Genomic DNA, 12,986 nt, shown 5'->3' with positions numbered 1-12,986 from the left:
GTCACGGCGTCACCGCCACCGGAGATTCAGGTTCGGACGAGATCGTTGGCGTGGATCACCGGGCGGCGGTAGTCCGATCCGAGTACGTCACCCGACTTGCCGATCATGACGGCGATGTCGTCGGCGTCGTACGACGACACACCCCGCGCGCAGATCTCGCCGTCCGGACCTGCCAGTTCCACGACGTCCCCGCCCGCGAAGGCACCGGTGACGCCGGTGATCCCCGCGGCCAGCAGCGACCGACGGCGCCCGACCACCGCGTCGACGGCACCGGCGTCGATCGTCAAGCGGCCCAGCGCTTCCGCGGCGTGCCGCACCCAGAACTTGCGTGCTGACAGCCGCTGCGGGCGCGCGGCGAAGACGGTGCCCACCGATGCGCCGGAGAGGGCCTTGTCGGCTTCGGCGGCAGCCGCGAGCAGGACCGGCACACCGGAGTCGGCGGCCAGCCGGGCCGCGGCGAGCTTGGAGGCCATCCCGCCGGTGCCGAGCACTCCCCCGGAACCGGCGATCACCCCGTCCAGGTCCTCCGGCCCGGACACCTCCTCGATGAACCGGGCAGGCTGCCCGTCCGGACCGGGCTTGCGCGGATCACCGGTGTACAGGCCGTCGACGTCGGACAGCAGGACCAGCGCGTCCGCGACCGCCAGGTGTGCGACGAGCGCACCCAGCCGGTCGTTGTCGCCGAAGCGGAGCTCGTTGGTCGCCACGGTGTCGTTCTCGTTGACCACCGCCACCGCGTGCAGGGCACGCAGTTTGTCCAGCGTGCGCTGTGCGTTCGCGTGATGCGCGCGGTTGGAGACGTCGTCCGCGGTCAGCAGCACCTGGCCGACGACACGGCCGTATCGCGCGAACGAGGCGTCCCAGGCCTGCGCCAGCTTCAGCTGTCCTACGCTGGCGGCGGCCTGCTTGGTCGCCAGATCCGCAGGCCGCTTGCGCAACCCGAGCGGCGCGATGCCGGCGCCGACGGCTCCGGAGGAGACCACGACCACGTCGCACCCGGTGCTCATGCGGGCTTCGAGAGCGTCGACCAGTGCATCGAGCCGCTCGTGGTCGAGCCCGGTCTCCAGGTCGGTGACCGCCGACGAACCGATCTTGACGACGATCGACCGCGCCCTGGCGATCGCCGAACGGACCTCGCTCAATGCGCCTCCCCGTCGCTCCGCTCGGCCGCATCGGCATCCTCGGTCCAGCCGAGCGCCTCCTGGGACTCCTGTGCCTCGTCGTCGCGCTGCCGGCGGAGCTTACGCGCCGCCTTGCGCTCGGCTGCCCCGATGCGCTCGTTGCGCTCGAGCCGGATGTCGGTGCCGCGCCCGGTCAGCGGGACGTCCTCGCTCATCGGGACGGACGGCTCCCAGTCGAAGGTCACGCCGGCGATCGTCACGGCCGCACCGGCCCTGGCGCCGCGCTTGACCAGCGCATCCTCCACACCGAGCCGGTTCAGCCGATCGGCCAGATAGCCGACGGCCTCGTCGTTGTCGAACTGAGTCTGACGGATCCAGCGTTCGGGCCGCTCGCCGCGGACGATGAAACCACCGTCGATCTCGGGGTCGTCGACGACGGTGAACTCCGCCTTGTCGACCGCCTTCGGCCGGATCACCGCCCGCCGCGCGACCGGCTTCTCGTGCTCGCGGCGATACTCCTCGACCAGCTTCGCGAGCCCGAACTTCAGTTCGGCGAGGCCTTTGTGCGCGACGGCCGAGACCCGGAACACGGGCCAGCCACGCTCGGCGATATCGGACTCGACGAGGTCGGCGAGTTCGTCGGCTTCGGGGATGTCGACCTTGTTGAGAATGACGATCCGCGGTCGCGTGGCGAGGTCGCCGAGCGACTGGTCCTCGGCGAGCACCGGCTGGTAAGCCGCAAGCTCGGCTTCCAGCGCGTCGATGTCGGAGAGCGGGTCACGGCCGGGCTCGAGCGTCGCGCAGTCGACGACGTGTGCGAGCACCGCGCAGCGCTCCAGGTGGCGCAAGAAGTCCAGCCCCAGTCCGCGGCCCTGCGAAGCACCTGGGATCAGGCCGGGAACGTCGGCGATGGTGTACGTCGACTCGCCCGCGGTCACCACGCCGAGGTTCGGCGCGAGCGTGGTGAACGGGTAGTCGGCGATCTTCGGCTTGGCGGCCGAGAGCACCGACACCAGCGACGACTTGCCCGCGGACGGGAAGCCGACCAGGCCGACGTCCGCCACGGACTTGAGCTCCAGCACCAGCTGGCGTTCCTCGCCGGGCTCGCCGAGCAGCGCGAAACCGGGCGCCTTGCGCGCCTTGGAGGCGAGCGCCGCGTTGCCCAGACCGCCGCGGCCGCCGCGGCTGGCGATGAACTCGGTGCCTTCCCCGACCAGATCGGCCAGCAGATTGCCGTCGGTGTCGAGCACGACGGTCCCGTCGGGCACCTTGAGGACCAGCGACTCGCCGTTCGCGCCGCTGCGGTTGCCGCCCTCGCCGGGTTTACCGTTGCCGGCCTTGGCATGCGGCCGGAAGTGAAAGTCGAGCAGGGTGTGCACCTGAGGATCGACGACGAGGATCACATCCCCACCGCTGCCGCCGTTGCCGCCGTCCGGTCCGCCCAGCGGCCGGAACTTCTCGCGGTGCACCGAGGAACAGCCGTGCCCTCCGTTGCCGGCGACGGCGTCGATGGTCACGCGGTCGACGAATTTCGACATGCCACTCCTTGGTCGTGCTGTCAGCGTTGCTGGTGCGTTCGGTGAGGTGCGCCGATCACCTGATGCGAAACGACGGCAGGGCGGGTCAGGGTGATGAAACCCTGTCCCGCCCTGCCGGTCAGAACTGTGTGTGCGTCCGGGTCAGACCGAGGCCGATTCCGGGACGATGTTCACGGTCTTGCGGCCGCGCTTGGTGCCGAACTCCACCGAGCCCGCAGCGAGCGCGAACAGGGTGTCGTCGCCACCGCGACCGACGTTGACGCCCGGGTGGAACTTGGTGCCGCGCTGGCGGACCAGGATCTCGCCGGCGCTGACCACCTGGCCGCCGAAGCGCTTCACACCGAGGCGCTGGGCGTTCGAATCGCGACCGTTCCGCGAGCTGGATGCACCCTTCTTATGTGCCATCTCTCTGTCCTCCTGAGAAGTAGGTGTTGAAAACGCTTAGGCGTTGATGCCGGTGACCTTCAGGACCGTCAGCTGCTGACGGTGACCCTGACGCTTGTGGTAGCCGGTCTTGTTCTTGAACTTGTGGATCCGGATCTTCGGGCCCTTGACGTGCTCGACGACCTCGGCCTTGACCGAGGCCTTGGCCAGCGCGCCGGCGTCGGTGGTCAGGTTCGCACCGTCGACCACGAGCACCACCGGAAGCTCAACCGAGCCGCCCGGCTCGACCTCGATCTTCTCGACCTTCACAGTGTCGCCCTCGGCGACCTTGTACTGCTTACCGCCGGTCTTGGCGATGGCGTACGTTGCCATTCCCGCTGTCCTCTTAACTCGTCTCATCGGGCCGGGGCGCAGAGGTGCCTGCGTCCGGCGTACATCGGTGTTCTTGCGCTCCGGTTCCATCCGGAGATCCTCCTGCGCACCGCGCACACGTGTGCGCTCGCCTGCAGAAGGCGACCTGTCAAGGCTACGGCAGAAGCCCGGAGCAGGTCAAACCACGACACACCCGCATCGGCTGCGTGTCGTCGGCCGGCGTATCACTGGTCGGCGGGCGGCGGTCCCGACGCACGACGACCGCTGCGGCGGCGCGGCTTGCGCTTGACCTCCACCACCGGCTCGGCGGTCTGCGCGGCCACCGTGGTGACCGGGGTCTGCGTGGCGATCACGATCGGTTCGGCCGGAGCGCTCGGCGCCGCAGCACGCCGCGCGGCACGTCGCCGGCGCGTCACCACCGGCGCCGCCTCCAGCTTCTCGACCTCGGCCTCAGCGAGGTCCACGGCGGCTTCCTTCGCCGTTTCCACCGCGCCGGACACCGACTCCGCGACGGCGTCGGCCACGATCTCGGTGGTCGCCATCGCAGCCTCGGCCACGGCGACGTCGGACACGGCGGCCTCGATCGCCGCGACCTCGACGCTCGCCGCGCTGATGCGCACGGTCTCGTCGGCGCCGTCGTGCTCCGGGGCCTCGTCCTCGTGCTGGGCCTCATCGTGATGGGCCATGGCCTTGAACAGCGGGTGCTCGGCGGCGGGCTTGTGCGGCTTGACCTCGGCCACCGCCGGCGTGCTCTTGTCGGCTCCCGATTCGGGCTTGTCCCGGTCGGCCTTGCGCTTGTTCCGGCGAGAGCGCTTGGAGCCGCCGTCGCCGCCGCGGCCCGAGTCGTCGCCCGACCGGACCTCGACCGGGGTCGGGTGCACGATCAGCCCGCGACCGCTGCACGCGGTGCACGTGGTGGAGAACGCCTCCAGCAGCCCGGTGCCGAGTCGCTTGCGCGTCATCTGGACCAGGCCCAGCGAGGTGACCTCGGAGACCTGGTGACGTGTGCGATCTCGGGCGAGCGCCTCGGTGAGGCGCCGCAGCACCAGGTCGCGGTTCGACTCGAGGACCATGTCGATGAAGTCGACGATGATCATGCCGCCGATGTCACGCAGGCGCATCTGGCGGACGATCTCCTCGGCCGCCTCCAGGTTGTTCCGGGTGACCGTCTCCTCCAGGTTTCCGCCGGCACCGGTGAACTTCCCGGTGTTGACGTCGACGACGGTCATCGCCTCGGTGTGTTCGATGATCAGCGTGCCGCCCGAGGGCAGCCAGACCTTCCGGTCGAGCGCCTTGGTGAGTTGCTCGTCGATCCGGTAGACGGCGAAGCTGTCGGACGACTCCGGCGTGTCCTTCTCGAAGCGGGTCACCCGCTCGGCGAGGTCCGGGGCGACGCTGTTCACGTACCCGGAGACCTGATCCCACGCCGTGGAACCCTCGACGACGAGCTTGCTGAAGTCTTCGTTGAACAGGTCGCGGACCACCCGCACCAGCAGGTCCGGCTCCTCGTAGAGCGCGCGCGTGGTCCCCGAAGCCTTCGCCGTGTGTTCGGCGGCCGCAGCCTCGATGCCCTTCCACTGCTCCTCTAGGCGCGCGATGTCGGCGCCGAGCTCCTCGGCGCTGACCCCCTCGGAAGCGGTGCGGATGATCACCCCGGCCTCGTCCGGCACCAGCTTGGACAGGATCGACTTGAGGCGTTTGCGCTCGGTGTCAGGGAGCTTGCGGCTGATCCCGGTCGACGTGCCGCCCGGCACGTACACCAGGTAGCGGCCGGCCAGTGAGATCTGCGTGGTCAGCCGTGCGCCCTTGTGACCGACCGGATCCTTGCTGACCTGCACCAGCACGTAATCGCCCGGCTTCAGAGCCTGCTCGATCTTGCGTGAGCCGCCGTCGAGGCCTGCGGCCTCCCAGTTGACCTCGCCGGCGTACAGCACGCCGTTGCGCCCGCGACCGATGTCGACGAACGCCGCCTCCATGCCGGGCAGCACGTTCTGTACGCGGCCGAGGTAGATGTTGCCGACCATCGACTGGCTGGTCTCGGTGGTGACGAAGTGTTCCACCAGCACGCCGTCCTCGAGCACGGCGACCTGCGTGTAGTCCTCCTTGGGCGCATGCGGATCGGCGGCGGCCGAATCGACCTTGCGCTCGCGCACCACCATCACGCGTTCGACGGCCTCGCGACGCGCCAGGAACTCCGACTCGGACAGGATCGGCGGACGGCGACGACCGGCGTCGCGACCGTCGCGGCGTCGCTGCCGCTTGGCTTCCAGTCGGGTCGATCCCGAGATGCCCTGCACTTCGTCGCGCACCTTCTTGGCGCGCGGCTCACGCTCGTGCACGACGGTGTTCGGAGGATCGTCGGGCGAGGGGTCGTCGGTGTCCCCGCCGCCCTTGCGGCGACGGCGACGGCGACGGCGCTTACTGGTGGGCGTCGCCGCGTCGTCGCCGGACTCGTCACCGCCTTTGGGCTCGTCGGCCGCTTCTGCGGCTCCGGTCTGGGCGTCGTCGTCCGCGACGTCGCCGGCCCCGGTCCGGGTAGCGTCCTCAGTGCCGTTCTCGGCCTCGGCGGACTGCTCCCGGCCCGCACCGTCGGCAGGCGCCTCACCGTCGACGGACTCGTCGGCCTCGCCGGTCTGGTTCTCGCCGTCTTGTTCGGCGGCATCGCCGCGACCGCGTCCGCGTCCGCGTCGCCCGCGGCGACGTCGCCGGTTGCGCGACGGTCCTTCGGAAGCCGCGTCGTCGTCCGCGGTCTCTCCGTCGGCGTCCTCACCGCTCGATTCGGCCGGTTCCTCGCTCGCCTCGTCCGCGACGGCGGTGTCCGGGACGGCCCCGACCTCCTCGGTGCGTTCGCCGTCAGCAGCTTCGGTGTCCTCGGGAGCAGCGGCTTCGGCGTCCGGCGGGGCGGCCGGCGCGTCGGGCACGGTCGGGGGCAGGAACAGCGGCGCAGCTTCGGCCGGCGCTGCGGCGGCGACGGCGGGTTCCTCGACCACCAGCGCCGAGAACAGCGTCTCGGCGACCGGCGGCGCCGGCGGCGTCTGGCTCGCGGGTGGCTCGGTGCCGGCCGGCGTCGCGGATTCGCCGCTGTCGCCGGCCAGCCGATCAGCGACCGCCTGGGCTTCGTCCCGGCCGATCGACGACGACGCCGAGCGCGCGGTGACGCCCAGTTCCTGCAGGTGCGCGAGCACTTCCCGGCTGGTCACTCCCAGCGTTCGGGCGAGTGCGTGCACACGAAGTCGCAGGGGAAATGCTTCCGCCGAATTGTCCGACGCGTTCGCGTCGGTCGGCGACCCGTTATCGGTCACGTGGTCTCCTCGAGGCCCCCGGGCGCGTCGATCCGAATACTCCCGACGCGGCCACGCGAGGGCCTTCAGTTATGTGTGCGGCCGCTCGGCCGCAGGTTGTGTGGTCTTCGCGTCGTGAACGACGCCTTGCTGTGTCGACTGCTTCCGCGCGCGCCGCGGGTGTACGGCCCCTGCGCTGGGTAGTCGTATCCGCCGATACCAAAGTGTGGCGTCGAGGACCTGTTCAGTATCCCACACGTTCACCGGTTTTCCGCACACGGCCGTGAAGACGGACCGGCCCCGCACCCGTCGGCGACGTGGTGCGGGGCCGGAGAACGAGCTGTTCGGCCGGGTCAGGACCCCAGGGCCGGGAACCAGAGGGCGATCTCACGAGCGGCGGACTCGGGCGAGTCGGAACCGTGCACGATGTTGAACTGGGTCTCCAGACCGAAGTCGCCGCGGATGGTGCCGGGCACGGCCTTCTCGACGGGATCGGTGCCACCGGCCAATTGACGGAAGGCCGGGATCGCCCGCTCGCCTTCGACCACCATGGCCACGACCGGGCCGGAGGTGATGAACTCCAGGAGTTCTCCGAAGAACGGGCGCTCGGCGTGCTCGGCATAGTGCTCGGAGGCCACTTCGGTGGTCACCTGACGCAACTCGAGTGCGGCCAGCGAGAGGCCTTTGCGCTCGATCCGCGCGATCACTTCGCCGACCAGGCCGCGCTGGACGCCGTCGGGCTTGATGAGGACGAGAGTCTGTTCAGTCACGAGGTGAACTGTAGCGCCCGCATCCATGATGGGTGCGTGCAGGACCGGACATTCCGGCCGCACGGCTCAGGACGGCGGGCAATAGGCCGGGGCGACCGACCAGACGCCGTAGTCGAAGAGGTTTCCCTCCGAGGAGCGTGGATCGACGATGATCTGCACGCACGCGCCCTTGGTCTTGACCGCGGCCTTCAGTTCGCGGTCGATCTGCCGGGCCAGCACATTGTTGGCCGCACGGTAGTTCGGCGGCACCGGGAAGGCCCGGATCAGATCGCCGGGCCGCTGCTGCGCCAGCCACAGTGTGGCGCTGCGCGTCGCGAGATAGCCGAATGCGCCGTCGGGCACCGGCATCGGCACCGACGGCTGAGCCTCGTCGTCGGTCGAACTCGGCAGCGGAGCCTCGGGAACGTCGCCGGACGGGCCCGGAGCGGCCCGGTGACCCCGCTGCAGGTCGTCGCGGTCCACCACGACGTTCTTGCCACCGGTGTTCACCGGTTCGGCGTGCACCGGCCCGGCGACGAGAGTCGCCCCCACGATCGCCGTCACCCCCGCAAGCACCGTTCCCACACGACGACCACGCGTCATAAAGCCCTCAACATCCGTTTCGATCGGCGGCAGTCCGCTCACTGCCCGCCGCCGAGTGTAGCCCAACTCACCAGGCCGCCGGAATCGGACGAAGGTCACCGAACGGCGCTCAGGCCTCGCGCTGGATCCGCTGACTGGGCAACTGACCTCGGGCGATGCGCCGTTCCACGTCGCCCTTCAGGTACGCGATGTAGATCCAGACACACAGGAACACCACGCCGACCACGGCGATCGACCAGTGGATCCAGCCGCCCGCGATCACCGGAACCTGCGCGGTGAGGTTGACCGTGAGCGCCCGCGGGTGGCCCTGCCGTCCGCACAGCAGGATCAGCAGCAGGCACACCGCCCCCAGATACAGGCCCGATCCCCAGGTGACTCCGCTCGGGGTCAGCGCCGCGACCACCGGAAAGGTGAGGCCGACGACGATCGCCTCCAGGATCAGGACACCGGACATCACGCCGCGGAAGCCCTTCCACGGATCGGTCGCCGGAGCGGGAACGGGGTTCGCGGCGTCGTCGGCGCCGCCGGACAGCTCACTCATGAGGGCTCCTTGCCGAACAGGGTGCGTCCGGCGCCCGCGGTGACCACCGACCCGGTGATCACCACGCCGGCACCGGACAGGGTCTCGGCGTCGTCCTCTTCGGCGAGTGCGATCGCCGCGGCCACCGCATCGGGCAGGAAGGGCTCGATCTGCACACGGTCTTCGCCGAAGAGCTCCACGGCCAGCTCGCCGAGCGCCTGCGGATCGACCGCGCGCGGAGAACCGTTGTCGGTGATCACCACGGCATCCAGCACCGGTTCCAGCGCGTCGAGGAAGCCCCGCGCGTCTTTGTCGCCCAGCATGCCGACGACGCCGATCAGTCGCCGGAACGCGAACTCCTCGGTGAGTGTCTGGGCCAGCGCGCGTCCGCCGTGCGGATTGTGGGCGGCGTCGACGAACACCGTCGGCGCGCTGCGGACGCGTTCGAGGCGGCCGGGACTGGCGACCTCGGCGAAGCCGGCCCGCACCAGATCGGCGTCGAGCTGCCGGTCCGGTCCCGCACCGAAGAACGCCTCGACTGCGGCGAGCGCCAGGGCCGCGTTCTCTGCCTGGTGAGCGCCGTGCAGCGGCAGAAAGACGTCTTCATAGACTCTACCGAGCCCCTGAATCCTGAGCAACTGCCCGCCGACCGCGGTCGCCGATTCGAGCACCGCGAACTCCGAGTTCTGCCGTGCGACCACCGACTCGGCCGCCACGGCTTCGCGCAGGAGCACGTCCATCGCCTCGGGACGCTGCACCCCGATCACCGTCACGGCATCGTCGGGCACCAGGACGTCGGTGTCGGTCCGGGTGATGATCCCGGCCTTCTCCCCCGCGATGGCGGCCAGCGTGTCGCCGAGGTAGTCGGCGTGGTCGAAGGCGATCGGGGTGATCACCGCGACCTTGGAGTCGATCACGTTGGTGGCGTCCCACCGGCCGCCCATGCCGGTCTCGACCACGGCCACCTCGATCGGCGCCTCGGCGAACGCGGCGTACGCCATCGCGGTGAGGACCTCGAACTTGCTCATCCGCGGTCCGCCGGCCGTTTCGGACGAGTCGTCGACCATCGTGAGGTAGGGCTCGATGTCGCGGTAGGCGTCGACGTAGGTCCGGGGGCTGATCGGGTGTCCGTCGATCGCGATCCGCTCGGTCACCAGCTGCAGATGCGGGCTGGTGATCCGGCCGGTACGACGATGGAACGCGCGGAGCAACGAGTCGATCATGCGGGTGACCGACGTCTTGCCGTTGGTGCCCGCGACGTGGATCGAGGGGTACGCGTGCTGGGGGTTGCCGAGCAACTCCATCAGCGCGGAGATGCGCGTCAGCGAGGGCTCTATCTTGGTCTCGGGCCAGCGCGTGTCGAGGTCGGCCTCGACCGCGGCCAGCTCGGCAAGATCGTCCTGCTGCCCCGTGAGCTCGTCCCCCAGCCCCTCAGGCTCGTCTCCCAGCCCCTCGGACTCGTCCCCCAGCCCCTCGGACTCATCCTCCAGCCCCTCAGGCTCGTCCCCCAGCCCCTTGAGCTCGTCCCCCAGCCCCTCGGACTCGTCCCCCAGCCCCTTGAGCTCGTCCCCCAGCCCCTTGAGCTCGTCCCCCAGCCCCTTGAGCTCGTCCCCCAGCCCCTTGAGCTCGTCGAAAGGATCCGACGGCGTCATCGAGCGTTCAGCTCCGCCAGTTTGGCGCTCAGCCGTGCGACCTCGGCCTCGGCGAGATCGCGTCGCGCCGTGATCTTGGCGACCACCGCATCCGGGGCCTTCGCCAGGAACTGCTCGTTGCCGAGCTTGGCGGTGGTCCCGGCGAGTTCCTTCTCCGCCGCGGCCAGGTCTTTGGCGGCGCGCTTGCGTTCGGCCTCGACGTCGACCTGGCCGGAGGTGTCGATGTCGACGGTCGGCGTGCACGACGACAACCGCACCTCGACCGTGGCGGTCACCGCGAAGTCATCGCCGGTCGCATTCGGCCCGCTCGCTCCGCTCCCGGCGCCGGCCGGGGTCAGGCGGGCCAGCGAGTCCAGGTACTTGCGAGTGTCCTCCAGCTCCGCCGTCAGACCGCTGACCCGCGCGGCGACCCGCTGCCCCGGGTTCAGGCCCTGGTCGCTCCGGAAGCGGCGCACCTCGGTGACCAGCTTCTGAAGATCCTCGACGGCGGTGGCCGCCGCGGTGTCGGCGGGCTGGCCGGAGGGCTCGGGCCACGGCGCGATCACCACCGACTCTCCGCCGGTGAGCGCTTTCCAGAGCGTCTCGGTGACGAACGGCATCACCGGCGAAAGCGCGCGCAGCAGCTTGTCCAGCACCGTGCCCAGCACCAAGGCGGTGGCCTCAGCGCGCTCCGGGCCTTCGGCGTTCTGCACCTTGGCGAGTTCCAGGTACCAGTCGCAGACCTCGTCCCACGCGAAGTGGTATAGCGCCTCGCAGGCCTTGGCGAACTCGTAGTTCTCGAAGCCCGCGTCGACGTCGGCCAGCACCTGGTCCAGGCGGCCGAGGATCCAGCGGTCGGCGACGGTCAACTCATCGCGCGCGGGCAGCTCGCCGACGCGTGCGCCGTTCATGAGCGCGAACTTGGTGGCGTTGAAGAGCTTGGTGGCGAAGTTGCGCGAGCTCTGGGCGTGCGACTCGCCCACCGAGATGTCGCTGCCGGGGTTGGAGCCGCGGGCCAGGGTGAAGCGCAGCGCATCGGCGCCGAAGCGGTCGATCCAGTCGAGCGGGTCGATGCCGTTGCCCTTGGACTTGCTCATCTTGCGGCCGTGCTCGTCGCGCACCAGGCCGTGGAGCAGGACGTTCTCGAACGGCACGGCAGCACTGCGCACTGCCAGGCCCGCATCGTCGAGCGCACCGACGTAGGTGCCGAACATCATCATCCGCGCGACCCAGAAGAAGAGGATGTCGTAGCCGGTGACCAGGACCGACGTCGGATAGAACTTGTCGAGCGTCGCCGTCGAGTCCGGCCATCCCATGGTGGAGAACGGCCACAAACCCGAGCTGAACCAGGTGTCCAGCACATCCGGATCCTGCTCCCAGCCCGCCGGCGGGGTCTCGTCCGGGCCGAAGCACGCCACCTCGCCGTCGGGGCCGTACCAAATGGGGATCCGGTGCCCCCACCAGAGCTGGCGCGAGATGCACCAGTCGTGCATTCCGTCGACCCAGTCGAACCAGCGCGGCTCCTGGCTCTTCGGGTGGATCACGGTGCCGCCGTCGCGCACCGCGTCCCCGGCCGCCTTGGCCAGGCCGTCGACCTTGACCCACCACTGCAACGACAGTCTCGGTTCGATGCTCTCGCCGGAGCGCTCGGAATGCCCGACGCTGTGCAGGTACGGGCGGATCTCCTTGACGATCCGCCCCTGTTCGGCGAGCGCCTCGCGCACCCGCACGCGGGCCTCGAAGCGGTCGAGCCCGTCGAACCGGGTTCCCGTGCCGGCGATCGCGCCGGTCTCGTCCATGATGGTCGGCATCGGCAGCGAGTGCCGCAGGCCCATCTCGAAGTCGTTGGGGTCGTGGGCCGGGGTGATCTTGACCGCGCCGGAGCCGAACTCGGGGTCGACGTAGTCGTCGGCGATCACCGGGATCTTCCGGTCCAGGAAGGGGTGCTCGAGCTCGGTGCCCACCAGCTGCCGGTACCGCTCGTCGTCCGGGTGCACGGCGATCGCGGTGTCACCGAGCATGGTCTCCATGCGGGTCGTGGCCACCACGATGTGCGGCTCGTCGTCGTTCATCGATCCGTAGCGGAACGAGACCAGCTCGCCTTCGACCTCGTCGAACTTCACCTCGATGTCGCTGATCGCGGTCTGCAGCACCGGCGACCAGTTGACCAGCCGCTCGGCCCGGTAGATGAGGCCGTCGTCGTACAGCTTCTTGAAGATCGCCTGGACCGCGCGCGAGAGGCCCTCGTCCATCGTGAACCGATCGCGTTCCCAGTCGACGCCGTCGCCGAGGCGGCGCATCTGGCCCTGGATCGTGCCGCCTGATTCGCGCTTCCACTCCCAGACCTTCTCGATGAAGGTCTCGCGGCCCAGCTCCTCTTTGGTGACGCCGTCTTCGGCGAGGCGCTTCTCCACGATGCTCTGGGTCGCGATGCCGGCGTGATCCATGCCGGGCAGCCACAGCACCTCGTATCCCTGCATCCGCTTGCGCCGGGTCAGGGTGTCCATCAGCGTGTGGTCCAGCGCGTGCCCCATGTGCAGCGAGCCGGTCACGTTCGGCGGCGGCAGCACGATCGAGTAGCCGGGCTTGTCGCTGGTCTCGTCGGCGTGGAAGTACCCGGCCGACACCCAGCCCTCGTAGAGGGATTCCTCATGCTCGGCGGGATTCCAGGCAGCGGGAAGCGCGTTGGGCGCGTCAGGGGTGGTCACGACAGTGATTCTATTCGCCTTCCCCTTTCACCATAGCGCGGGGACCGGGGCTTGCGGCAAGGGCCGGTTCGGGGCGCAT

At 69.8% G+C, this 12,986-nt stretch carries 10 protein-coding genes; all 10 read right to left on the bottom strand.

The window, feature by feature from the left end:
- Nucleotides 1–26: 26 nt before the first annotated feature.
- The 10 genes from proB to C6V83_RS08745 all read right to left on the bottom strand — a co-directional run bounded on the left by proB (nt 27) and on the right by C6V83_RS08745 (nt 12,907).
- A complete protein-coding gene (gene proB / locus C6V83_RS08790) occupies nt 27–1,142 on the bottom strand; it encodes a glutamate 5-kinase (protein WP_105942083.1) in 1,116 nt (371 codons plus the stop codon).
- Complete coding sequence (gene obgE / locus C6V83_RS08785; protein ID WP_105942082.1) at nt 1,139–2,659, bottom strand: GTPase ObgE; 1,521 nt, start codon at nt 2,657–2,659, stop codon at nt 1,139–1,141. The genes proB and obgE overlap by 4 nt, the downstream gene beginning before the upstream one ends.
- Nucleotides 2,660–2,800: 141 nt before the next feature.
- On the bottom strand, nt 2,801–3,064 hold the full coding sequence (rpmA, locus tag C6V83_RS08780) for a 50S ribosomal protein L27 (RefSeq protein ID WP_105942081.1): 264 nt from the start codon (nt 3,062–3,064) through the stop codon (nt 2,801–2,803).
- A gap of 36 nt (nt 3,065–3,100) precedes the next feature.
- Nucleotides 3,101–3,415, bottom strand: a complete 315-nt coding sequence (gene rplU, locus C6V83_RS08775; protein ID WP_105942080.1) for a 50S ribosomal protein L21 — start codon at nt 3,413–3,415, stop codon at nt 3,101–3,103.
- 224 nt (nt 3,416–3,639) lie between these two features.
- On the bottom strand, nt 3,640–6,717 hold the full coding sequence (locus C6V83_RS08770) for a translation initiation factor IF-2 N-terminal domain-containing protein (protein WP_105942079.1): 3,078 nt from the start codon (nt 6,715–6,717) through the stop codon (nt 3,640–3,642).
- A gap of 332 nt (nt 6,718–7,049) precedes the next feature.
- Nucleotides 7,050–7,466, bottom strand: coding sequence for a nucleoside-diphosphate kinase (gene ndk / locus C6V83_RS08765; protein WP_105942078.1), 417 nt, complete (start codon nt 7,464–7,466; stop codon nt 7,050–7,052).
- Between the two features lie 66 nt (nt 7,467–7,532).
- Nucleotides 7,533–8,030 carry a hypothetical protein gene (locus C6V83_RS08760; RefSeq protein ID WP_159067482.1) on the bottom strand — a complete coding sequence of 166 codons (498 nt, stop codon included), beginning with the start codon at nt 8,028–8,030 and terminating at the stop codon, nt 7,533–7,535.
- 127 nt (nt 8,031–8,157) lie between these two features.
- Nucleotides 8,158–8,589, bottom strand: coding sequence for a DUF4233 domain-containing protein (locus C6V83_RS08755; protein ID WP_105942076.1), 432 nt, complete (start codon nt 8,587–8,589; stop codon nt 8,158–8,160).
- Entirely contained in the window at nt 8,586–10,220 is a 1,635-nt protein-coding gene (gene folC, locus C6V83_RS08750) for a bifunctional tetrahydrofolate synthase/dihydrofolate synthase (RefSeq protein ID WP_234353933.1), read from the bottom strand. The genes C6V83_RS08755 and folC overlap by 4 nt, the downstream gene beginning before the upstream one ends.
- Nucleotides 10,217–12,907 carry a valine--tRNA ligase gene (locus tag C6V83_RS08745; protein WP_105942075.1) on the bottom strand — a complete coding sequence of 897 codons (2,691 nt, stop codon included), beginning with the start codon at nt 12,905–12,907 and terminating at the stop codon, nt 10,217–10,219. The genes folC and C6V83_RS08745 overlap by 4 nt, the downstream gene beginning before the upstream one ends.
- Nucleotides 12,908–12,986: the final 79 nt, after the last annotated feature.

Origin of the sequence: Gordonia iterans (assembly GCF_002993285.1) — a bacterium.
Classification (GTDB): domain Bacteria; phylum Actinomycetota; class Actinomycetes; order Mycobacteriales; family Mycobacteriaceae; genus Gordonia; species Gordonia iterans.
Note: the sequence above shows the minus strand (reverse complement) of the source record. Positions and strands in the feature narration are given on the sequence as shown.